Origin of the sequence: Kribbella flavida DSM 17836 (genome assembly GCF_000024345.1) — a bacterium.
GTDB lineage: Bacteria > Actinomycetota > Actinomycetes > Propionibacteriales > Kribbellaceae > Kribbella > Kribbella flavida.
The window spans coordinates 3,038,686-3,061,563 of record NC_013729.1 but is presented as its reverse complement, the minus strand read 5'-3'; the positions used below and the strand labels follow the sequence as shown (position 1 = coordinate 3,061,563).

Below are 22,878 nucleotides of genomic sequence, written 5' to 3'. Positions count from 1 at the left end.
CCGATCACCTCCGGATCAGCGGTCGCCAAGCCGTCGGACGGCTGCGGCGAAGGCGTCTCCGCGGGCTCCGTAGTTGGCGAACATGTCCCACGAAGCGCAGCCGGGCGCGAGCAGCACGGTGTCCCCCACCTGCGCAAGCTTCGCCGCCTCCCCCACCACGGTCTCCATGGCTCCAGTGTCCGTTGCCTCGACAGTGATCACCGGGACATCGGGCGCGTGTCGGGCAAGTGCTTGCGCGATCACGGCCTTGTCCTGGCCGAGCAGCACCACGCCGCGCAGCCGCGACCGGGCCGCGGTCACCAGTTCGTCGAAGGTGGCGCCCTTGGCCTGCCCGCCGGCGATCCAGACCACGTGCTCGTAGGCCAGCAGCGAGGCCTGCGCGGCGTGCGGGTTGGTCGCCTTGGAGTCGTCCACGTAGTTGACTGCGGCAACCTCCGCGACGTGCGCGATCCGGTGCGCGTCCGGCCGGAACCCGCGCAGCCCGTCGCGGACCGCCGTCGCCGGTACGCCGAACGCCCGGGCCAGCGCGGCCGCCGCGAGCGCGTTCGCCACGTTGTGCGGAGCCGGCGGGGTGATGTCGGCCAAGGTGGCCAGCTCCAGCGCCGAGGTGGCCCGCTGCTCGACGAACGCGCGGTCCACCAGGTACTCGTCGACCAGCCCGAGCATCGACAGCCCCGGCGTACCGAGGGTGAAGCCGATCGCCCGGCAGCCCTCGACCACGTCGGCCTGCTCGACCAGCTTCTCGGTGGCCGCGTCGGCGACGTTGTAGACGCAGGCGACCTGGCAGTTCTCGAAGATCCTGCCCTTGTCGGCCGCGTAGGCCTCCAGCGAACCGTGCCAGTCGACGTGGTCCGGCGCGAGGTTGAGCACGGCCGCGGAGTGCGCGGACATCGAGTGGGTGAAGTGCAGCTGGTAGCTGGACAGCTCGACCGCGATCACGTCGTACGGCTCGGGGTCCATCACCGCCTCCAGCAGCGGCAGCCCGACGTTGCCGGCGGCAACGGCACGGTGGCCGGCCGCGGTCAGCATCGCGGTCAGCATCTGGACCGTGGTGGTCTTGCCGTTGGTCCCGGTGACGCACAGCCAGGGCGCGGCGTTCGCCGGGTCGCGCAGCCGCCAGGCCAGCTCGATCTCGCTCCAGACCGGAACGTCGCGCTCGGCCGCCGCGGCCAGCAGCGGCGCGTGCGGCGGGATGCCCGGCGAGGTGACGACGACCTCGACACCCGCGGGCAGCTCGGCCGTGCTGCCCGGGCCGAGCCGGATCTCCGCGCCGAGCGTGCCGAGGATCTGCGCCTTCTCCCGCAGCTGCTCGGTGTCCCGGTCGTCCAGGACGACGACGTGCTCGGCGCCGGCCTGCAGCAACGAGTCGGCGCACGCGTAGCCCGCCGTACCGAACCCGAGGACGACGAACCGCGTGGTCTGCCAGCCGTCGTCGGTCCTTGTGGTGACACTCATCCGGCGACCCACTCTGCGTAGAAGAGACCCAGGCCGGTGGCGACGCACAGGCCGGAGATGATCCAGAAGCGGATCACCACGTTGACCTGTTCCCAGCCGAGCATCTCGAAGTGGTGCTGCAGCGGCGCCATCCGGAACAGGCGTTTGCCCACGCCGCCGGTGCGCTTGGTGATCTTGAACCAGCCGACCTGCAGGATCACCGAGGCGGTGATGATGACGAACAGGCCGCCGAGCAGCAGCACCAGCAGCTCGGTCCGGGTCATCACGGCGAAGCCGGCCACCGCGCCACCCAGCGACAGCGAGCCGGTGTCACCCATGAAGATCTTGGCCGGCGACGCGTTCCACCACAGGAAGCCGAACAAGGCGCCGGTCAGCGCCGCCGCGACCACGGCCAGGTCGAGCGGGTCGCGGACCTCGTAGCACTTCGACCCGGGCGAGGTGGCGCAGCTCTGGTTGGACTGCCAGATGCAGATCAGCGTGTAGGCGCCGAACACCATCATCGAGGCGCCGGTGGCCAGGCCGTCCAGGCCGTCGGCCAGGTTCACGCCGTTCGACATCCCGGCGATCAGCAGCAGGATCCAGATCACCACGAGCACCGGCGCCAGCTGCAGCCAGTTGATGTCGCGGATGAACGAGATGAACGGCGAGGCCGGGTTCTGGCCGCGCTCGTCGGGGAACTGCAGCGCCAGGATCGCGAACGCCACCGCGACCAGCGTCTGCCCGGCCAGCTTCGCCTTGCTGCGCAGCCCCAGGCTGCGCTGGCGGAAGATCTTGATGAAGTCGTCCAGGAAGCCGACCGCGCCCATCCCGGCGAACAGGAACAGCACCAGCAGCGCCGAGGCGCTCGGCGGCTCCATCGTGATCAGCTTCGCGGCGAAGTAGCCGACGATCGTCGCAGTGATGAAGACCGTGCCGCCCATCGTCGGCGTACCGCGCTTGGTGTGGTGCGAGGTCGGGCCGTCGTCGCGGATCTCCTGGCCGTAGCCGCGCTTGGACAGCACGGAGATCGCCAGCCGGGTACCGAGCAGCGTGAGCACCATCGAGACGGCGCCCGCGAACAGGATCGAGATCACTGAGCGGCTCCCTCGCCGGCCGGCGCGGTCTCGAGCAGGGCGTCGGCCAGGCTGCGCAGGTTGGCCGCCTTGGAGGACTTCACCAGGACGACGTCACCGCTGCGCAGTTCACCGCGGAGCAGCTCCAGCGCCTCGGCGATCGTCGCGACGTACGCCGACTCGTTGCCCCAGGACCCCTCCAGCGACGCGCCCAGGTGGATCGGCTTGGCTCCCTCGCCGACCGCGAGCAGCCGGTTCACGTCGAGCCGCACCGCGAGCCGGCCGACCGCGTCGTGCTCGGTGGCCGAGGAGTCGCCGAGCTCCAGCATCTCGCCGAGCACCGCCCAGGTCCGCGCCTCGCGGGCCCGGCCGATCGCGACCAGCGCCTTCAGCGCGGCCCGGACCGAGTCGGGGTTGGCGTTGTAGGCGTCGTTGATGACGGTCACGCCGTCGGGCCGCTCGACGACCTCCATCCGGGCCTGCGAGACCCGGGCGGCCGCGTTCAGCCCGTCCGCGACCTGCTCGGGCGTCAGGCCGACGGCCAGCGCGGCGGTCGCCGCCGCCAGCGCGTTGGACACGTTGTGCTCGCCGATCAGCTGCAGCTGGACCGGGAAGCTCTGCCCGTCCGCGTGCAGGGTGAAGCCCGGCCGGCCTTCGCCGTCGACCTCGAGGTCGGTGGCGCGGACGTCGGCCTCGGGTGCCTCGCCGAAGGTCCGGATCGTCTGCTCGGTGCGGCTCGCCATCGCGGCCACCCGCGGGTCGTCGGCGTTCAGCACCGCCGTACCGCCGGGCGCGACGTTCGCGATCATCTCGCCCTTGGCCTGCGCGATCGCGTCCCGGCTGCCGAACTCGCCGATGTGGGAGTAGCCGACGTTCAGCACCAGGCCGACCTTCGGCGGCGTGATCCGGCACAGGTAGGCGATGTCGCCGAGGTGCCGGGCGCCCATTTCGGCGACCAGGTACCGGGTGTCGCGGTCGGCCTGCAGCGCGGTCAGCGGGTGGCCGATCTCGTTGTTGAACGAGCCGGTCGGCGCCACCGTCGGACCGTACGGCGCGACCAGCTGGGCGATCAGGTCCTTGGTGCTGGTCTTGCCCTGCGAGCCGGTCAGGCCGATCACGGTCAGCTCGGGCAGCTGCGCCACGACGTACCGGGCCAGCTCGCCGAGCGCGACCTGGGTGTCGGCGACCACGATGCAGGGGCAACCGTCGACCGGCCGGGTGGTCAGCGAGACGGTCGCGCCGGCCTCGGTGACGGCCGGCACGTAGTCGTGCCCGTCGACGCGTTCACCGGGCAGCGCGACGAACAGCCCGCCGGCGACCACCTCGCGCGAGTCCTTCGCCACCGCGCCGGTGACGACGGCCGCCGGGTCGATCCCGGCGAGCTCACCGCCCACGGCGTCAGCGATCTGGCCGCAACTGACAGGGATCACCGGGTCTCCTCCAACAACTCACGCACTGTCTGACGGTCGTCGAACGGGTGGATCACGCCGCCCACGTCCTGGCCGGTCTCGTGGCCCTTGCCCAGCACGACCACGGTGTCCCCGGGGCCGGCCAGCTCGATCGCGGTCCGGATCGCCGCGCGCCGGTCGCCGACCTCGCGCAGCTCCACGTCCGGTACGGCGGCCCGCGCGCCCTCGACGGCGGCGGCGCGGATCGTCGCCGGGTCCTCGCCGCGCGGGTTGTCGTCGGTGACGATCACCGTGTCGGCGGCCCGGGCCGCGGCGGCGCCCATCGCCGGGCGCTTGCCCGGGTCGCGGTCGCCGCCGCAGCCGACCACGGCGTACAGGCGGCCCTTGGTCGCGCCGCGGGCGGCGCGCAGCGCCAGCTCGACGGCGTCCGGGGTGTGCGCGAAGTCGACGATCACCGCGAGGCCGTCGGGCCGCAGGAAGGTCTCCATCCGGCCGGGCACCCGTGCGGTCCGCAGCCCGGCGGCGATCTCGTCCGCCGGGACGTCGACCTGGCGCAGCATGGCGACCGCGAGCAACGCGTTGGCCACGTTGAAGTCGCCCGGCAGCACGATCTCGACGGTCAGTGCCTCCCCCGGCCCCCGGATGTCGATCACGGTGCCGCCGTGCTCGGACTGGTGGGTGCCGGCGACCGTCCAGTCGGCGTCACGGGTGGTGGAGACGGTGACGAGCGGGACCACGGTCTGCGCGGCCAGCCGGCGGCCGTACTTGTCGTCGATGTTCACCACGGCCAGATCACACCGCTCCGGGGTGAACAGCGACGCCTTGGCGGCGAAGTACTGCTCGAACGTCTTGTGGAAATCCAGGTGGTCCTGGCTCAGGTTGGTGAACCCCGCCACGGAGTACCGGGCGCCGTCCACCCGGCCCTTGGCCAGCGCGTGGCTGGAGACCTCCATCGCGCACCACGCGACGCCCTGCTCGCGCATCACCGCGAACAGCGCCTGCAGATCCGTTGCCTCCGGCGTGGTCATCGCGCTCTTCACGACCTGGTCGCCGATCCGGGTCTCGATCGTGCCGACCAACGCGGCCGGGCCGAGCCGGCGCAGCACCGCGTCGAGCAGGAAGCTGGTGGTCGTCTTGCCGTTGGTGCCGGTGATGCCGAGCAGCTGCAGGTCCTTGGTCGGCTCGCCGTACACCGTGGCGGCGACGTCGCCGAGCACCGCGCGCGGGTCGGGAACCACCAGCAGCGGCAGGCCGGCCGTCAGCGCGCGCTCGACCCCGGCGGGATCGGTCAGGACGGCGACCGCTCCGCTCGCCTGCGCGCCGGCGACGAAGGCCGCGCCGTGCGTCGCCGCGCCCGGCAGCGCGGCGTACAGGTCGCCGGGCCGGATCGAGCGGGAGTCGAGGGAGACGCCGGTGACGAGGACTTCGGCGGCGCCGGCCGGGACCGGGGCTCCGGCGGTGCGGGCCAGGTCGGCGAGAGCGACCGGTTCGGTGTGCCGCGGCCGGATCGCGGCAACAGCTCCGCCTGCGGCGGTTGGGGTGGACACGGCCTCAGAGGCTACCGGTCCGGGCGGGGCGACACCTATTTCACCGCCGGCCACGGGCGTCCGGGTCATCGCCGGTCCCCCGTCCGTCGCGACCGGGCACCGACCTGGGCGCTGGCGGGATGGCCGTTGACCAGCAGTTCGTGCGACTGCGCGAGCTCCAGACCGGCCGTCTTCCACAGGCGCGCGGTCACGTCCGCCACGCGCCGGGACACCAGCAGCACCAGCCGACCGCGCTCCGGGTCGAGCACCCGGTCGAACGACTGCATCATCTGCCGGGCGAACGTGCTCAGGTCGACGTCCAGCTCGTCGTACTCGCCCCACGGCGGGTCGGTCACGATCGCGGACACCGACCCGGTCGGCACCGACGGCAGTTCCAACGCGTCCTCCGTCAGCAGCGTGACCCGCTTGCCACGCCGCAGCTCCGGCAGGATCTGCACCTGCGGCTCACCAGCGGCGAGGTCGGAGTAGATCAGCCGCCTGTACGCCGACGCCATCCGCGCGCTGACGATCGCCCCACTGCCCGCGAACGGGTCGAGGAAAACGTCGTCCGGTGCCGGCTCGGACGCCTTGACCAGCAACGTCGCCAGGTCGGCCCCGAGACTGCCGGCCGCGCCCTGCTTGACCCCGCTGGTCAGCCGTTGGCAGAACAGCATCGACGACAGGTCCCGCCGGCCGATCACCCAGTACTCCGCACCGGCGCCGCCGCGCGCGTTGACCCGGGCGCCGGTGGCCTTGCCGATCGCCGACTCCAGCCGCAGCTTGGCCGGCCGCGGCAGGCCGACCAGCTTGCCGTCGACACTGACCATCGTCCGGAAACTCGTCACCCGGCCCTGGCCGCGCAGCATCGGGGTCGTTTGCACCTGCTCGGCGAACCGCTCGGCCGCCTTCTGCGGCGTCGACCGCGGTACGGAGCCCAGCACGGTGAACGCGTTCTTCAGGTAGCCCAGACCGCCGACCTTGGCGCGGTCGCTCCGGCTGTCGAAGAGCAGGCTGCTGTCGTCGGAGCTGATGACCTGCACCCCTGCCAGATCCCGCCGCAGGCTGTCGATCACGAGCTCACCGAGCCCAGCCCGGTACTGGGCAAAGTAACGCATTCACCGCACGCTACCGCAGCCGCTCGGCGGGAACTCCGCCGCGGCACCGGCCCCGGAAACCGTCGTGCTCACCAGGTGATCGGCACGGACGGCTGCTTCGCGCCGGTCGGCGGCACGGCGTACTTCTGCAGGGCGTAGCTCATCACGTCACGGAACACCAGGCCCCCTTGTTCGCCACCGCTGCGCCCGTTGGTCGGGTCCTGCAGTACGACGTAGGTCACGAACCGCGGGTTGTCGGCGGGAGCGAATCCCGCGAACGAGGTGGCCCACTTGCGGTAGCAGCCGCAGGCCGAGTCGACCTGCTGGGCCGTTCCCGTCTTACCAGCCACCCGGTATCCGGGGATCGCTGCCTTCGTCGCCGTACCGCCCTTGGCGGTGACCGCCTCCATCATCGTGGAGACCTGCCGGGCCGCCGACTCGCTGACCACCCGGCGCGGCTCGGCGCCCTGGTTCGGGGTGACGTTGCCGTCGGCGTCGATCCAGTCCTTGACCAGCTTCGGCGGCATGTAGACGCCGCCGTTGGCGACCGCGTTGACCGCGGCGGTCATCTGCACGGCGTTCGCGGACAGCCCTTGGCCGAACGCGACGTTCGACCGGGTCAGCTCGCTCCACTCGTCGCCCGGCGGCATCAGGCCGCGGCTCTCGCCGGGAAAGTCGAGCCCGGTCGGCTCGCCGAAGCCGAACTTCTTCAGGTAGTGCACGAAGTCGCGGATCGGCATCTGCTGGGCCGCCATGATCGTGCCGACGTTCGACGACTTGGCGATCACGCCGGCCATCGTCAGGTTCAGGATGCCGTGCTCGAAGTGGTCGCCGATCTTTCGCCGCTGCACGGTGTACGAGCCGGGCACCTTCAGCTTGGTGTCCAGCGAGATCAGACCGGCGTCGGCCAGCGCCGCCATCGTGACGACCTTCTGCACGCTGCCCGGCTCGTAGACCTGCTCCAGCGCGCGGTTCTTCAGCGCCTCGGCCTTCACCGGCTTGTTCGGGTCGAAGGTCGGGTAGTTGGCCATCGCGAGCAGTTGACCGGTCTTGGTGTCCATCGTGACCACCGTGCCGGAGCTGGCCTTGTACTGCTTGACCGCCTGCTCGATCCGCCGCTCGGCGAACCACTGCAGGTCCGCGTCCAGGGTGAGCTGGGCCGAGACGCCCGGTTTGGGCTCCTCGACGGTGTGGTCGGCGTTCGGGATCTTGTTGCCCTTGGCGTCCACCTCGTACATGGCCTTGCCGTCCTGCCCGGACAGCTTGTCGTTCAGGCCGTACTCCAGCCCGGCCAGACCCTTGCCCTCGGCACCGACCACGCCGACCACGGTGGCGGCGATGGTGCCGTTCGGGTGGCTGCGGACCGGGTCGGCCTCGGTGTAGAGACCGGCCAGCAGCGGCTTGCGCTGATCTTCCGGCAGGCCCTTGTTCTGCTCCTTGATCGCGGCGTTGCGCCGCTTGATCTCCTCGGTGATCTCGTTCCAGGTCTGCGGGCTGACCTGGTGCGCGAGCATCACGTAGCGGCCCTTGCGGGTCAGGTTCTCGAACAGCTCGGCGTAGCTGGTACCGGTCAGCTTCGGCGCCAGGACGCCGGCCAACTGGTCGGCGACCTTGCCGGTCAGGGTCGGGTCGGCGGTGATCGCCACCGCTTCCTCCGACACCGACAGCGGCACGCCGTTGCGGTCCAGGATCGCGCCGCGGGAGGCGTGCAGCACGAAGGGCTTGGTGTTCTCCTTGGACGCCGCCAGTGCGTAGGAGTCCGGGTCGACGCCCTGCAGCAGCACCAGCCGGCCGGCGAACAGCGACAGCACGAACGCCATCACGCCGAACGTCACCCGCAGCCGCAGCGCGGGGCGCCCGAGCTTGAGCGTGCGCGGCGGCCGCTTCGGCCTCGGCTTGCTCGCCGCCGGCGGGCGCCGCTTCTGCGGTGGCCGCTTCCTGGGCATCGCTTGCCGGCCGACCGGCCGTCCGTCCGTCCGCCGAGGCTCCGGCCGCCCGTCCACCGTCTTGCGCGGCCTGTTCGGTGCGGCCTTCTTCGCGGCCGGCCGCCCGTCGGGGCCGACCCTCCGCGGCGACGCAGCCTTCTTGGCCGTCGGCCGTCCGTCGGTCGCGACCCGCGGCTCGCCCCGTCCGTCGACTGCCCTCCGAGGCCGGTTCGGTGCCGCCTTCTTCGCGGCCCGCCGCGGCGCGTCACCGACGCGCTCCGCCGACTCGACCCGGCCGTCACGCGTACGGCGTTCACCATCCGCCCGCGGGCCGGAGCCCGTGCCAGCACGCTTCGCACTTCCGGCGCCGGGGCGCTTCCCGCTCGCCGCGTCTCCGCGTGCCGAGCCCGCGCCTCTGGGTGCCTGCCGCTCGTCGGACGCCGGACGGCGGGGACGCTGCGGAGTTGCCCGGCCGCTTTCGGTAGCCGGGCGGCGGGACGACGGAGTTTTGCGAGGCGGGTTGTCCCGCTCCGGTTCGCCGCCACGGCCGCGTGGCGGTTCACTTCCCCGTCGTTCCGTCATCCGATCATCCCCCGGTCGGTGTCGTGGTCCCTGGACTCACCGGCGTGCGCGGTGTGCCGGTCTGGCCGGCCCGCGGCGTCGTGCCGTCGGCCGGCGGCTTGGTCGTCGTGGCAACCGGCGGCTTCGTCGTCGTCGCGGCCGGCGGCTTGGTGGTGGTGGCGGCCGGCGGCTCAGGCGGGGCGGCGGGCTTCGGCTTGGCCGGCGCGTCTCCGAACATCGCCGCCCCGGTTCCCGGCCGGCCCTCGGCCGGTACGCCGAGCACCTGGCCGTCCGACAGCCGCAGGAAGACCGGGTTCGGGTTCGGCACCATGCCCATCCGCAGTGCCCGGTCGGCCAGGTTCTGCGGCGACTCGAGCGTGCGGGTCTGCCGCTCCAGCTGCTCCTGCTGGTCGCGCAGCTGGTCGGCTCGCTGGTTGAGGTCCGTCACCTGGAACGCCCCGCGCTGCAGCTCGGTGTTGAGCAGCAGCAGGCCGACCAGCCCGGCCGCCAGCAGCGACACGACGAAGATGACGAACGGCATCCGCGGCGGCCGGAACGGCGCGCCGTACACGATCCGCAGCTTCGGCTCGGGCCTCGACGCCGGCGCCGGGGTGACCCGCGCCTTCGACGGGCTGAAGACAGTACTCATCAGGCCACCAACCCCTTCGCCCGGACTCGCTCGGCGGCCCGGACCCGGGCCGAGGCGGCCCGCGGGTTCTCCGCCACTTCGTCCTCGGTCGGCCGTTCGGCGCCGCGAGTCAGCAACTTGAGGTACGGCTCGTGCCCGGCCGGGATCACCGGCAGGTCGTCCGGTACGTCGGACCGGGTGGCGGCCGCGAGCGTCTGCTTGGTGATCCGGTCCTCCAGCGAGTGGTAGCTCATCACCACGATGCGGCCGTGCAGCGCGAGCGCGCCGAGCGCGGCCGGCAGCGCGCGGCGCAGCACGTCCAGCTCGCTGTTCACCTCGATCCGCAGCGCCTGGAAGGTCCGCTTGGCCGGGTGTCCCCCGGTCCGCCGGGCCGCCTGCGGGATCGCGTCGCGGACCAGCTCGGACAGCCGCGCGCTGTGGCTGAACGGCTCGGTCTCCCGGGCCCGGACGATCCGGTCGGCGATCTTGCGGGCGAACTTCTCCTCGCCGTACTGGAACAGGATCCGGGCCAGGTCGGCCGCGCTGTAGGTGTTCAGGACGTCCGCGGCCGTGGTCGGCGCGGTCGGGTCCATCCGCATGTCCAGCGGCGCGTCCTGGGCGTAGGCGAACCCGCGGTCTGCCTCGTCCAGCTGCATCGACGACACCCCGAGGTCGAACAGGATCCCGTCGATCGCGGGCACGCCGAGCTCGTCGAGGACCCGCGGCAGCTCGTCGTACACGGCGTGCACCAGCGTGGTGCGTCCGGCGTACGGCGCGAGCCGCTCGCCGGCCAGCCGGAGCGCGGCGGGGTCACGGTCGAGGCCGATCAGCCGGGCCTCGGGGCAGCGCTGCAGGAACGCCTCGGAGTGCCCACCGAGACCGAGAGTGGCGTCGACGAGCACTGACCCGGGCTGCTGGAGCGCGGGAGCGAGCAGCGCGACGACCCGGTCGAGCATCACGGGCACGTGGCGCTCGGACGGCTCAGGCCCTGTCATCGGACCTCCCGTCCCGGACCGGCCGGCGGCGCGGCGACAGAACGGTCATGGCCATCGGCCAGCCGTTCCCTGCGCACCGCTCGGCACCGTCCATCTCGACCCTTCCGTAGCCGCGGGAGCGACCCTGCCCCCGCGGGTTCTCGACTGCTGTCCTGCTGGTGCCGACTGGTCGGCGGGGGCGGTTGTGGAGCGAAGTGGAGCATCGGGTGGAGCACAGAGGTGCACAGTCGTCCGGTCAGATCGCGGGTACGCCTCCCGGGGAAGTACCTGCGGCCTTGGCGCCGGGGAAGTGGCGCCAACACCCAGGTCGGAAGTCGGACCCGTGATCTCACCGGACGTCCGGTGACCACGTGGTCTTGCTCGGTCGGCTCGTGCTCAGGTCCCTGCTCAGAAGATCCCGGGCAGTACCTCCTCGGACAGGTCGGCGAAGGCCTGCTCCTGCTCCGCGGAGTACCGGTTCCAGTTCTCCGTGTTCCAGATCTCCACCCTGTTCATCGCCCCGATGACGACACAGTCGCGATCCAGTCCCGCGTAATCGCGCAGCATCGGCGGGATGGTGACCCGGCCCTGCTTGTCCGGCACCTCGTTGGAGGCTCCGGCGAACAGCATCCGCAGGTAGTCCCGAGCACCCTTGTTGGTGATCGGCGCCTGCTTCAGCTGCTCGGTCAGTTGTACGAACTCCGCTTCGGGCCACACGGACAGCGACCGCTCCTGTCCGCGGGTGATCACCAGACCCTCCGCCAGTTCGTCGCGGAACTTCGCCGGCAGGAACAGCCGTCCCTTGTCGTCGAGCTTGGGGAAGTGCGTTCCGAGGAACACGCTCCACCTCCCCGTTGCGGACTCTCCGACTCAGGTCGAGCTGATTTCCACCACATCCGTACCACTGCGCTCCACCTTACTCCACTTTGCCCCACGGTCAACCAAATCCGCCCCGTTTCGCTCCCCCGTACGCTGGAGGTCACGCATCAGCACCGCCGGGTGAGGGATCACGTCGATGAATGCCGAAACGCGGGGTAACGAAATTCCCGCAGGGCTAGGCCGGACCCCCACGCCGGGTCAGAATGATTCGGCCATCAACCAATGGGGAGGACTCAGGGTGAGCACCACCGCGACCAGCTCGGCCATGGACTTCGACGAGCTGACGGAGGTGGCGGGACGGGTCCGCCGAGCCATCGAGCAGGTCATCGAGGGCAAACCCGATGTCGTCGAGACAGCCGTCACCGTGCTGCTCGCCGAAGGTCATCTGCTGATCGAGGACGTACCGGGCGTCGGCAAGACGATGCTGGCCAAGGCGCTGGCCCGCTCCATCGACTGCACCGTGCGCCGGATCCAGTTCACGCCGGACCTGCTGCCGTCGGACATCACCGGCGTGTCGGTGTTCAACCAGGAGGTCCGCGACTTCGAGTTCAAGCCCGGCGCGGTGTTCGCCAACATCGTCGTCGGCGACGAGATCAACCGCGCCTCGCCGAAGACCCAGGCCGCCCTGCTGGAGTCGATGGAGGAACGCCAGGTCACCGTCGACACCACGACGTACCACCTCGAGGCGCCGTTCATGGTGATCGCGACGCAGAACCCGATCGAGATGGAGGGCACCTATCCCCTCCCCGAGGCGCAGCGTGACCGCTTCATGGCCCGGGTCTCGATGGGCTACCCGGAGCCGGCCGCCGAGCTGCGGATGCTCGACGGGCACTCTGCCACCGACCCGCTGAACAACCTGCAGCCGGTGACCGACAGCCAGCAGGTTCTGCGACTGGTGAAGACAGTGCACTCCGTGCACGTCTCGGAGTCCGTCAAGGAGTACGCCGTGGCGCTGGTCGGGGCGACCCGTCGTTCCCAGGAGCTGCGGCTCGGCGCCAGCCCGCGGGCGACGCTGCACCTCATCCGCGCCGCGCGCGCCGCCGCCGCGCTGGACTCGCGCGAGTTCGTGCTACCGGACGATCTGCAGGAGCTCGCCGTTCCGGTGCTGGCTCACCGGGTGCTTCCGGCGGCCGAGGCTCACCTGGGCGGGCGCAGCGCAGCCGACATCATCTCCGGGCTGGTGGCCTCCGTGCCGCTGCCCCGAACTCGCCGGGACTGACCATGAGGCAGGCACTGCGCGGACTGACCACCCGCGGACGAGCTTTTGTCGCAGCCGGGATCACAGCGTCGCTGTGCGCTCTGCTGCTCGGCCAGAAGGACCTGCTGCGCGTCGGCGTCCTGCTGGTCGCTCTGCCGCTGGTGGCCGCTCTGGTGGTCGGCCGGACCAGGCTGAGGCTGCAGGTGCGGCGCAGCCTGTCTCCGGATCAGGTCCCGGTCGGGACCCAGGCCACGGTGGAGCTCGCGCTCAGCAACCAGGGCCGGATGCCGGCTGGGCTGTTACTGCTGGAGGACAGGATCCCGTACGTGCTCGGTCACCGGCCGCGGTTCGTCGTCGACCGGGTCAGCCCGAACTGGAAGCGCACGGTCACCTACCCGATCAAGTCGGACGTGCGCGGGCTGTTCCAGGTGGGGCCGCTGATGCTCACCGTCGCCGACCCCTTCGGTCTGGTCGAGACCAGCCGTACCTTCGCGCGCAGCCAGCACCTGCTGGTCACGCCGCGCGTGCAGAAGTTGCCCGAGGTCCGGCTGGGCTCCGACCGGGCCGGCTCGGGCGAGAACCGGCCGCGGGCGATCGCCGCGGCCGGCGAGGAGGACGCAACCGTGCGCGAGTACCGCGACGGTGACGACCTGCGCCGCGTGCACTGGCGCTCCACCGCTCGGCGTGGCTCGCTGATGGTGCGCCGGGAGGAGCAGCCGTGGCAGAGCCGGTGCTCGATCTTCCTGGACGCCCGGACCGTCTCCCACCACGGGCACGGGCCGTCGTCCAGCCTGGAGTGGTCGGTCAGCGCGGCCGCCTCGATCGGCGCGGACCGGATCCACCGCGGCTACGTCACCACCCTGCTCGGCGGACCGACCACGCTGTCGGCCATCGCCCACCGCAGCTCGACCGCCGTCCACCAGCCGCTCACCACGCAGCAACTGCTGACCGAGTGCGCGACGGTGGAGGAGCACAAGTACGCCGAGATCAGCCCGCTGCTCACCGTGGACCGGCACGTCCAGGAGCCGAGCCTGGCGATCGCTATCGTCGGCGCCTGCAGCTCCGACGACATCGTCACCCTGAACCGCTGGCGGACCGGGCAGGCGACCGGCGTCGCGCTGCTGCTGGACGCGGCGACCTGGGCCGCCGGGGCCGAAGGCACCGAGAAGGCCGGCCGGCTCGCCACCGCCACCGACGTCACCGAGCAGGAGCTGCGCCGCAACGGCTGGCGGGTCGCCAGGGTGCGGCGCGGCGACCACCTGCCCACCGTGTGGTCCGGCCTCGGACTGCGCAGCGGACGGATCGCCTAGTGAGAAGCGGAAGGAAACCCCAGTGACCGGACACGTGAGGATCTCGATCGCCGCCTGGGTGGCGACGGTGCTCGGCTCGCTGGTGCTCGTGCCGGTGTTCTCCGGGCCGTTCGTGTTCATCAGCGCGTTCCTGTGCGCGATCGTCACCGGCGTCGGCATCGGCCTGCAGAACCTGCGGGCGCCGCGCATCGTCGTACCGATCGTGCAGCTCGTGGTGCTGGTCGAGGTGCTGGCGCTGATCTTCCTGCGCGACACGCTGCGGTTCGGCGTGGTGCCGTGGCGGGAGACCGCGCTCGAGTTCAACCAGCAGATGGTCGACGCGATGAACGCGATCAACCGCTTCAGCGCGCCGTTGCCGCCGGAGGACCACCTGACGCTGTTCGCCGCGTCGGTGATCGCTGCGACCGGGTTGCTGATTCATCTGATCGCCGTGCAGCTCCGTCAGGCCGCCTGGGCCGGTCTGCTGCTGCTCACCATGTACACAGTGCCGGCCGCGACGGTGCACGGCGGTCTGCCGGCGATGCTGTTCATCCCGCCGGCCGTCGGCTACATCGTGCTGCTGTCGGCCGAGGGCCGGACGAGGCTCAGCCGCTGGGGCCGGCGCATCTCCGGCGTCACCCACCTGGACGCTGCCGGACCGATCGAGGCATCGGCGCTCGGCCAGGCCGGTCGCCGGATCGGACTCAGCGTGGTCGCGCTGGCGACGGTGCTGCCCGCGCTGCTCCCGGCGCTGCCGGAAAGCGTGGTCGGCAACGGTCTGGCCGGCGGCGGCTCGGGCTCCGGGATCGGCGCGTCGATCTCGGCGACCGACCCGATGCTGGACATGGGCAAGAACCTCAAGCGCGGCGACAACGTGACCGCCCTGACCTACACCGGCGGGCCGGCCGGCGGCACGTACCTGCGGCTGACCGCGCTCGACGTGTTCGACGGCAACGCGTGGCGGATCTCGCACCGGACCCAGGGCCAGAAGATCACCAACGCCGATCTCAGCCCGCCGCCGGGCTACAACGGCGACCTGAGCAAGGTGCCGACCACCAAGATGAAGGTCGAGGTGACCCGGAACTTCCGGTCGTCCTTCGCGCCGGTGCCGTACCCGCTGCGGTCGATCTCGCTGAAGGACCGCTGGCGGTTCAACCCGAGCTCGCTGGACGTGGTCTCAGCCAACGGCGGAGTCGTCGGTGGTAAGGACTACAACCTGCAGGCCTACCAGCTGCAGCCCACGCCGGAGCAGCTGCAAGCCGCCGAACCGGGCGCCGAGCCCGACCAGTACACCAGCCAGGTGCCGTCGAGAGGCATGCAGCAGATCCAGGAGCTCACCAAGCAGGTCACGGCCGACGCGAACGGCAACTCGTTCCAGCAGGCGGTGCTGCTGCAGAACTGGTTCCGCAGCAGCGGCGACTTCACCTACAGCACGGAGACCAACCAGCAGAGCGGGATGCCCGCGCTGCGCAGCTTCCTGCTGAAGGACCGGGTCGGCTACTGCGAGCAGTTCGCCACCGGCATGGCGCTGATGGCGCGGGTGCTCGGTATCCCGTCCCGGGTCGGGATCGGCTTCCTGCCGGGCCAGGCCGGCAAGGACGGTGAGTACATCGTCCGGATGCACGACATGCACGCCTGGCCGGAGCTGTACTTCCAGGGCCTCGGCTGGATCCGTTTCGAGCCGACCCCGTCGGCCCGGGTGGCGACCACGCCGACCTGGACCGAGGCGGCCGCGCCCGTCCCGAACACGCCGACGACCGCCCCGACCACCGCACCCACCACGCCGGGCCAGTCCGAGAACCCGGACCTCGAGCGCGGCGGCGCCGACCGTGACCTTCCCGACGACAGCGGCGTCGCGGTGGTCGACACCGGCAACTGGTTCACCAACGGTGGCGCGAAGGCGATCGGCATCGGGCTGCTCGTCGTGCTGGTGCTGGGCATCCCCTGGCTGATCCGGGTACTGACCACGCGGCGGCGGTTCGCTCGTCCGCCGGGCCGGGTCGGGGTCGAGGGCCTGTGGGCGGAGATCCGCGACACCTGCCGCGATCTCGGTCTGGACTGGTCCGACGCCTCTACCCCGCGCCAGGTCGGCGACTGGCTGGCCGAACGAGTGCCGGCCGACGTACAGCCGCAGGCGCGGCGTCTCGCCCGCGGACTGGAAGCCGTCCGGTACGCCGGGCTGGCGGACGGCGCGGTGGATCTTCGCAGCGAGACCGCTGACGTGCGGAAGGCGCTGTGGAGCCAGGCGAAACTTGTGCAACGCTGGCGGGCCAGGCTGCTGCCGCCGTCGTGGCGCTGGTACCTGAACCGGGGCAGCGCGGAGGCGTCGGACCTGCTGGACGAGTTCGACCTGCTGCTGGCGCGGATCAGGTCGGTGCTGGTCCCCCGCCGCGGACGGCACGCCGACTGATCGGAACCACGAAGAACCCCCTGAGCCGGTTGTGGAGCAGTTCATTGGCTCAGGGGGTTATCTGCTGAGGAGTCCTTGTCGCTCCGCTCACCCTTGGGGCCGGCCGAGAGCCGGCTCGTTGACCGTGATCGATCAGCTGCGGCGGCGCGGCTGTTCCGGCAGGCCGCTGGCGCTGGGGTCCAGCTCGACGGTGCGCTCGGTCGCCACCGGCTCCTGGGACGCCGTGCCGGGGACCGGTTCGACCGGCTGCTGCACCGTCTCGGTGTGCCGGACGGTCTCCGTGGGTTGCACCGTGGGCTGCACCGCCGGCTTCGGCGTCGGGCGGCGGCCCTCCGGGTGATGCTCGATCCGGGTGTGGTGCTCGACGTGGTCGTGATCGTGCCCGGCCTCGATGGTCCGGTACTGCTCCTCGACCGCCGGATCGATCGCGTCGGTCCGGACCCGCCGCCGGTCGTTGGTGATCTTGTAGGACAGCCAGATCCCGGCCGCCCCCGCCAGCATCACGACCACCCCGACCACGGTCAGGTTGACCGCTCCCGCCTCGTCGTCCCGGATGCCGAAGGCGAGAATCGCGCCCACGGCGATCAGAAAGATCCCGACCCCGATACTCATGCTTCACTCCCTAACCGGCCACCGCGGCGGCCTCGGCCACCCTGTCGCGTGCGGTGGTCCGGTACCCACAGTGACCGGGAGTGATGTATCGGTCCCGCAGAGCGGACCGCCAGCCTCAGGCAGGAGTCGCTGGCAGAGACAGAATCACACCCGGCGCAGGTGCGCGGGTGTGGTCCGAGAGTGTGCTCAGCCGGTGAGCGGCTGCGCCGTCAGAGGTCCTCGTCGCGGCGGCGCCGCCAGCGGTCTTCCATCCGCTCCATGAAACTGCCGGACGAGTCGTGCCTGGTCCGGTGCTTCCTGGACGACGGAGGCGGAGGCGGCGGCAGGTCGTCGCTGTCGCTGGTGTTGCTGATCCGCTTCATGCTCAGCGCCGCGACGTACAGGCAGGCGACCATCACCACGAAGCCGATGACTCCGATGATGGTGTTGGGAATGATCGCGCCGGCCATCAGGATGGCGATGCCCAGCACGAATCCAACGCCGGCAAGAACTGCCCGGCGCTTGTAGTACAAGCGCACATTGGTGCCTCGCATGGCGGAAACGAACTTCGGGTCTTCCGCAGCGAGGGCACGTTCGAGCTGCTCGAACTGGCGCTGCTCTTCTTCCGAGAGGGGCACCGTCGATCCCTCCATGGTGAGCGCGATCTCGATAGGCCGAGTCCAGTCTAGGCCGCCGGTGCGGTCCACGAAACCCTGACCGCCTGTCCCGCGCGTCACGGTCCGGCAACTCCGGGCGGTGACGACTCGCCGAACAGCGTCGGAACCGCTTCCGCGCCCGATCCGCGGTGGGGTTTGCCGCCTGAAAAGCCGGTTGGTGCCTCTGCGGCACGGTCAGATCGCCGGGCGCCTCGGCGTGTCGCCCAGCACAGGCCGTAGCCGACACAGCAATGCCACCGACACCTCAGAGCCACCCTTCGGTCGTTACGTTGCGCCGACGACGTGAGTAAACGCGCCCGCCCGTCGTCCCTCAGCCGGTCGACGGCGCAGCTACCGGGTGGCGAGGATGTGGAGCTGCGGCGCGAGCGCCCGGAAGGCCGGGTGCTGGCTGGCGGCGCGTTCCAGGTCGGCGAGCGCCTCGGTGGCCCCGGGCTCGGAGTCGACGAACGCAGCGGGGACCAGGTCCGCGAACGTCCGTACGCCGTGCACCGTGTGCACCATGAAGCCGGCCTCGGCCAACTGCGCCACGATGCCCGCCTCGTCGAACCGCCGCGGCATCGGATCGGCCGGCCCCCATCGCCCGTCCGGGTCCTGCAGCGCCGTCCGGGCCTCGGCCAGGTGCCCCGCCAGGGCCCGGGCCAGCACCACAGCGTTGCGCTGGGCAACCAGAAGACTCAGCACCCCGCCGTCGCGCAGGACCGAACCCATCGCCTGCAACGCCTGCACCGGATCGTCGACGACCTCGAGCACGCCGTGACACAGCACCGCGTCGGCCGTCGACTTGCCGGCCACCTCGGGCAACTCCGCCGCGTCGCCCTGCACACCACGCACGAGTTCGCTGACGCCTTCGTCGCTGGCCCGGCGTTCCAGGGAGGCCAGCGCGTCCGGGCTCGGGTCGACCACCGTCACCCGGTGCCCCTCCACCGCCAGCGGCACCGCGAACCCGCCCGTACCGCCACCCAGGTCGACGATGTCGAGGCCCGCGGCGGGATCGGTCCGGATCCGCCCGGCCAGCGCAACCCGAAGCGCCTCGGCCACCAGCGCCGTCCGCATCGAACGCCGACGTCGGTCGCCCATCAGACACCCCTCCCAGTACCGGACACCTTGCGCCCCACACCCTACTTGCCCTGCGACAGCTGCATCCGCTCCCCCACACCACCGCTCGTCGAGCCACATCGGTGCTGCATCCCCCGGTATGGACCGGAACGCCGGACGAGGCGGCCGCGCTCGGTCTGACCTCGAACGGCGGCATCCATGGCGGCGAGGCGCGAGGGGCGCGAAGCGAGGCGCCGGGCGCGAGGTAGGTGCGCGCAGCGCAGGGCGCCGGGCGCGGGGTAGGCGCGCAAGGCGCGAGGTGCGCGAAGCGCAAGCCGCCGGGCGCGAGGTAGGCGCGCGCAGCGCAAGGCGTGAGGTGCGCAAGCCGCCGGGCGCGAGGTAGGTGCGCGCAGCCCGGCGCACGAGGTCCGCAGCGCAAGACGTGGAGTGCGCGCAGCGCAAGACGTGAAGTGCGCGAAGCGCAAGGCGCCCGGCGCGAGGTAGGTGCGCACAGCGCAACGCGGGGGGTGCGCGAACCGCAAGGCGCCGGGCGGAGGGTAGGTGCGCGCAGCGCAAGGTGTGAGGTGGCAAGGCGGCCGGCGCGAGGTAGGTGCGCGAAGGGCAAGGCGGGAGGTGCGCGAAGCGCAAGGCGCAAGGTAGGTGCGCGAAGCGCAAGGTGTTAGGTGGCAAGGCGGTCGGCGCGAGGTAGGGGCGCGGGGCGCGATGTGCTCAGTGCAGGGCGCGAGGGGCGCAGCGCAAGGCGCGAGCGGCGGATGCGAGGCGCTCAGCGCGCGACAGCGCGGCGCCTGGCGTGGCGCCGCGTTGTCAGGTGATGTCGTCAGCAGACGTTTGCCCAGCGCCTCGCCAGGTCTTTGCCCTTCACCAGGCCGTCTCCCAGATCCCAGATGCCGTCCGAATAGCGACCCCGGCGAGCCATCTCCTGCAGAACCTTCCAGGACCGGCTCCCCGCGAGAGCTGTGACGACCTCCTTCTCCTTGGCCTTGTCGCCGGTCTTCTTCGCAGCCAACCACTGCTCGTGCCAGGTGCAGGTGACCGCGTTGATGACCATCGCGCCGAACTGGTACCGCTCGAGCACGAGCACCTTGAGCAAGGGCGCGCGATCGAATCCCTTCGGAGTCGGAACGTCGGCGAGCATCTCGTCGACCACCCGCGGCGCGTCGGACTGCTTCACGATGGCGGCCGGCATCGCGTCCAGCCAGGTGTCGGTGTCGACGGTCTTCAGCTTCGCCGCCACGCTCCGGAACTTCGCCTCCGACCCGAGGTCGGCGCGGATGGTCAGGTAGTAGTCGCCCTTCGGTGGCAGGTAGGCCTCGAAGTCGGTGGACATGCCGCTCGAGTACAGCGGGCCGGTCTGGCCGAGCAGTGTGATCGTGCCGCGCGGCCCGACCTCCCCGCGCACGCCGTAGCCCTCCTTGGCACGCCAGTTCACCTGGAACATCTGCCGGCCCGACCTGAACTTGATCTCGCCCTCCTTGGCGGTGAACTGCGGTATGTCGGCGATCGTCCAGGCCGGATCGTCGATCAGCAGCCGGGGGGTGGCATCGGTCGCCGCCCGGAGCTCGGCGCCGTACGCCGAGACCGGCGCGGCCGGGTTGTTCTCGGGAAGGAACACTCCGGAGGCGGCGGCGATCACCGCAGCGGCTGCTGCCGCCGCGATCGCGATGAACGGCCTGCGCCGGGTGGCCGGCTTGAGTCTGGGTGCTGGTGCGTCGGTGTTCAGAATGGCCTCCAACAGCTCGGATGCGGCGGCCTCGTCCGGCACCTGCCGAAGATTGTCGGCGCCGTACGGGTTGGCACGCGCCACCAGACGGTCGAATTCGCTGTCGTTCACCGGTCCTCCTCGGCTGGTCGCGGGTGCTGCCGTTCCCGTACTTGTCCGTCACGGTCGAAGGCGTCTCCGATCAATCGCTGCAATCGGGCGCGCGCTCGGTGCAACCGAGTCCGGACCGTGCGTGCCGGTACGCCGAGCACGGTCGCTGCCTCCCGCGGTTCCAGTCCGTCCCAGGCGATGAGCATGAGCAGTTCGCGGTCGTCCTCACTCAACGCGGCCAACCCTTGCCGGACGATGGTGGTCGCGTCGGACAACGCCGCCGGATCCGGGGTGATCTCGGCGACCGAGTGGTGCAGACGGGCAGCCAACCGCCCTCGCCGGAGCTGACCGCGTCGGTGGTTGGCGACGACCCGGCGTGCCACGCCGTACAGCCACAACCGTGCGGTCCCGTCGTCGGGCACCTCGTCGATCCGGCGCCAGGCCACCAGCATCGTCTCCGCGACGACGTCCGCGGCGTCGTCGGGCGAAGCGACCCGCCGCAGCGCGTAGCCGAGCAACCCGCGGTACTGCTCGTCGAACAACTGCCGGAACCTGGCCTCGGACTCCGGCACGGCACGAATCTGCGCCACAGGTGGCGAACCGGATGTACTCGTCATGCCCACCCCATGTCCGGCAGCACCGCGGTCGTTACACCCCACCGACGGCTTCTTCTGCCTCGTTGGCGGACGGAGGTCGGGGGGTAAGGGTCCTGGATGGCGACATCGCCGCAGCTGGACACGTCGGGCGGTCGCTCATGCTCGAACTGGCGCCACTCGCCCGGTCCGAGCCGCCGCTCACGCTCGAACTGGCGCCACTCGGCCAAGCGTCCTGCGAGCCGACCGTGCACCTTCATCACGAACCGCACGTGGATGCGACGCCTTCGACGAGCGCCGAGTTCGATTCCCGGCCGACAAGCCGGTCTCCCCCATCGCGGACCAGCGGACGGCGTACTCCGGTCTTCCGAAGAATGTTGCTGAAGGCATCGCAAGGTTCGACTTGCGGCCGGTGATGCTGCGCGTGGTGGCCCCGCACCCGCAAGCAGTGTTCGAGCCGCCGGTGGAGTTGTGCGGCAGAGGCAGCAGTCGCGGGGCAGCTCGTTCAACGCAGGGCGGGCAAACTGCGGACAGGAGGCCACGACGTGCGGCCGTGTTTCAGTTCAGCGCCTAGGGGACTGCGATGCCCGGAAGTGGCGGGTGATTCAGCCTGGGCGGCGCAGTTCGGTGGTGTAGGGAACGCGCACGTGGGCTCGGTGGAACGGGTCGGGCCGGAGCACCGGATGTCGGCGGTGTTCATCTCTGCTCGTGCCGGAAGGCGTCGTGCTGATGGTCGAGCAACAGCGTCGGCCGCGAATGAGTGCCGGGCGCCCGAAAGGCCCCAAGCGGTTGGGCCGGGGGCCTTCGGGGAGCCGGGGGCGGGGCGGCGCCGACCGGCTGCTGGGGGTGGAGGTGGGGTTAGAGCTGAGGTTGTTGCCGTGGTCCTGTCCAGCATCTCGCCCAGGGCGCGTGCGCGGCTGCGATCAGCTGGCCTGCATCCAAGGCTGGGCCAGGACCGACTGGGGGTTGGAGTACTCGGGCAGGGTGGGCTGGGTGGCCAGGCGGAGGCTGGACTCGACCAGGTCGTAGAAGGTTTCCACGGCGCGGATCAGGTCGTCGGCCTCGCGGGTGGTGACGGCGCGTTCGAGGCCGGCTTCGGCGGCGGCGCGCTGGGCGGCGCCGGCGGCGAAGAAGGTGGCCCACTCGCCGAACTCCGGGGCGACCTCGGACAGCAGCACCCAGGCGTTGCGCTGGACCCGGCGGCGCGGGCCCGAGCGAACCGGCCGGGCGCGGACCGCCAGGACGGCGGCGGCGACGCGCAGGGCGGCGACGTGGGCGCTCGAATACTTGAGCAGGTGGTCGCTCGTCTCGCGGGCCTCGGCCAGGGCGGCCCGGGCGCGCGACAGGTCGCGGCTGGCCGAACCGGCGGCTGCCGGGGAAACCGGGGACACGGTCATCGATCACTCACCCTCTCCAGTTGCCAGCGGCCGGAGTCCGGGTCGTGCGCGAGGTCGAACATCTCGCGCCGACCGTGCCGGCCGCAGCCTGCTTCCACTCGGTAGACCGCACGCTGCGGTCCCCAGTCGGCGTCCAGCACCCCGACGGCCGCAGAGGAACCCGCAGCCACGGTCGCCGTCGCACCTACGCCGGAGCCGATCACGCCGCGCTCCCACCAGGCGGCGGTCTCCACCCAGCGGGCCTCGACGGAACACACCCGCCACAACCGCCCGCGCCACAGGAACTGCTCCGGAGACTCGATGCCGTCCACGACGCCCGAACGCACCTCGACGGCCTCGTCGAACTCCCACATG

General features: G+C 71.3%; 19 protein-coding genes. 3 read left to right on the top strand and 16 right to left on the bottom strand.

From position 1 onward, the window contains the following. Positions 1 to 15 precede the first annotated feature (15 nt). From murD to mraZ, 9 genes are all read right to left on the bottom strand, one after another. Positions 16 to 1,455 carry a UDP-N-acetylmuramoyl-L-alanine--D-glutamate ligase gene (murD, locus tag KFLA_RS14285; protein WP_012920506.1) on the bottom strand — a complete coding sequence of 480 codons (1,440 nt, stop codon included), beginning with the start codon at positions 1,453 to 1,455 and terminating at the stop codon, positions 16 to 18. After that, positions 1,452 to 2,528: a phospho-N-acetylmuramoyl-pentapeptide-transferase gene (mraY, locus tag KFLA_RS14280; RefSeq protein ID WP_012920505.1), complete on the bottom strand. Its 1,077-nt coding sequence runs from the start codon at positions 2,526 to 2,528 to the stop codon at positions 1,452 to 1,454. The genes murD and mraY overlap by 4 nt, the downstream gene beginning before the upstream one ends. Beyond that, positions 2,525 to 3,937 (bottom strand): UDP-N-acetylmuramoyl-tripeptide--D-alanyl-D-alanine ligase, encoded by a 1,413-nt coding sequence (locus tag KFLA_RS14275; protein WP_012920504.1) that lies wholly within the window; start codon positions 3,935 to 3,937, stop codon positions 2,525 to 2,527. The genes mraY and KFLA_RS14275 overlap by 4 nt, the downstream gene beginning before the upstream one ends. Beyond that, on the bottom strand, positions 3,934 to 5,463 hold the full coding sequence (locus KFLA_RS14270; protein ID WP_148256636.1) for a UDP-N-acetylmuramoyl-L-alanyl-D-glutamate--2,6-diaminopimelate ligase: 1,530 nt from the start codon (positions 5,461 to 5,463) through the stop codon (positions 3,934 to 3,936). Before KFLA_RS14270 ends, KFLA_RS14275 begins: the two co-directional genes overlap by 4 nt. 65 nt (positions 5,464 to 5,528) lie before the next feature. Then, positions 5,529 to 6,557 (bottom strand): TRM11 family methyltransferase, encoded by a 1,029-nt coding sequence (locus tag KFLA_RS14265; RefSeq protein ID WP_012920502.1) that lies wholly within the window; start codon positions 6,555 to 6,557, stop codon positions 5,529 to 5,531. A 68-nt stretch (positions 6,558 to 6,625) separates the two neighbouring features. After that, complete coding sequence (locus KFLA_RS14260) at positions 6,626 to 8,482, bottom strand: peptidoglycan D,D-transpeptidase FtsI family protein (protein ID WP_012920501.1); 1,857 nt, start codon at positions 8,480 to 8,482, stop codon at positions 6,626 to 6,628. A gap of 565 nt (positions 8,483 to 9,047) precedes the next feature. Further along, the gene (gene ftsL / locus KFLA_RS35595) at positions 9,048 to 9,671 is read right to left on the bottom strand and encodes a cell division protein FtsL (protein WP_012920500.1); all 624 of its coding nucleotides are present in this window, start codon (positions 9,669 to 9,671) and stop codon (positions 9,048 to 9,050) included. After that, entirely contained in the window at positions 9,671 to 10,645 is a 975-nt protein-coding gene (gene rsmH / locus KFLA_RS14250) for a 16S rRNA (cytosine(1402)-N(4))-methyltransferase RsmH (protein WP_012920499.1), read from the bottom strand. Before rsmH ends, ftsL begins: the two co-directional genes overlap by 1 nt. Positions 10,646 to 11,032: 387 nt before the next feature. After that, positions 11,033 to 11,464 (bottom strand): division/cell wall cluster transcriptional repressor MraZ, encoded by a 432-nt coding sequence (mraZ, locus tag KFLA_RS14245; RefSeq protein WP_012920498.1) that lies wholly within the window; start codon positions 11,462 to 11,464, stop codon positions 11,033 to 11,035. Between the two features lie 319 nt (positions 11,465 to 11,783). Between mraZ and KFLA_RS14240 the strand changes: the two genes are divergently transcribed. Genes KFLA_RS14240 through KFLA_RS14230 form a run of 3 tightly spaced genes read left to right on the top strand, consistent with a single transcriptional unit; the run spans position 11,784 to position 16,400 of the window. Next, positions 11,784 to 12,722 (top strand): AAA family ATPase, encoded by a 939-nt coding sequence (locus KFLA_RS14240; RefSeq protein ID WP_420167160.1) that lies wholly within the window; start codon positions 11,784 to 11,786, stop codon positions 12,720 to 12,722. A 2-nt stretch (positions 12,723 to 12,724) separates the two neighbouring features. Further along, entirely contained in the window at positions 12,725 to 14,011 is a 1,287-nt protein-coding gene (locus tag KFLA_RS14235; RefSeq protein WP_012920496.1) for a DUF58 domain-containing protein, read from the top strand. Positions 14,012 to 14,033: 22 nt separating this feature from the next. Further along, positions 14,034 to 16,400, top strand: a complete 2,367-nt coding sequence (locus KFLA_RS14230; protein ID WP_012920495.1) for a transglutaminase TgpA family protein — start codon at positions 14,034 to 14,036, stop codon at positions 16,398 to 16,400. 132 nt (positions 16,401 to 16,532) lie between these two features. Here KFLA_RS14230 and KFLA_RS38315 read toward each other — a convergent pair whose 3' ends face one another. The 7 genes from KFLA_RS38315 to KFLA_RS14195 all read right to left on the bottom strand — a co-directional run bounded on the left by KFLA_RS38315 (position 16,533) and on the right by KFLA_RS14195 (position 22,877). Further along, positions 16,533 to 17,012: a DUF6458 family protein gene (locus tag KFLA_RS38315; protein WP_012920494.1), complete on the bottom strand. Its 480-nt coding sequence runs from the start codon at positions 17,010 to 17,012 to the stop codon at positions 16,533 to 16,535. Positions 17,013 to 17,221: 209 nt separating this feature from the next. Next, on the bottom strand, positions 17,222 to 17,698 hold the full coding sequence (locus KFLA_RS14220; RefSeq protein ID WP_237706806.1) for a DUF3040 domain-containing protein: 477 nt from the start codon (positions 17,696 to 17,698) through the stop codon (positions 17,222 to 17,224). A gap of 300 nt (positions 17,699 to 17,998) precedes the next feature. Next, positions 17,999 to 18,745, bottom strand: coding sequence for a class I SAM-dependent methyltransferase (locus KFLA_RS14215; protein ID WP_012920492.1), 747 nt, complete (start codon positions 18,743 to 18,745; stop codon positions 17,999 to 18,001). A 796-nt stretch (positions 18,746 to 19,541) separates the two neighbouring features. After that, positions 19,542 to 20,555, bottom strand: coding sequence for a hypothetical protein (locus tag KFLA_RS14210; protein WP_012920491.1), 1,014 nt, complete (start codon positions 20,553 to 20,555; stop codon positions 19,542 to 19,544). Next, the gene (locus KFLA_RS14205; RefSeq protein WP_237706805.1) at positions 20,552 to 21,106 is read right to left on the bottom strand and encodes an RNA polymerase sigma factor; all 555 of its coding nucleotides are present in this window, start codon (positions 21,104 to 21,106) and stop codon (positions 20,552 to 20,554) included. The genes KFLA_RS14210 and KFLA_RS14205 overlap by 4 nt, the downstream gene beginning before the upstream one ends. 944 nt (positions 21,107 to 22,050) lie before the next feature. Then, entirely contained in the window at positions 22,051 to 22,524 is a 474-nt protein-coding gene (locus KFLA_RS14200; RefSeq protein WP_012920489.1) for an SAV_6107 family HEPN domain-containing protein, read from the bottom strand. Further along, complete coding sequence (locus tag KFLA_RS14195) at positions 22,521 to 22,877, bottom strand: DUF6504 family protein (protein ID WP_012920488.1); 357 nt, start codon at positions 22,875 to 22,877, stop codon at positions 22,521 to 22,523. The genes KFLA_RS14200 and KFLA_RS14195 overlap by 4 nt, the downstream gene beginning before the upstream one ends. Position 22,878 lies beyond the last annotated feature (1 nt).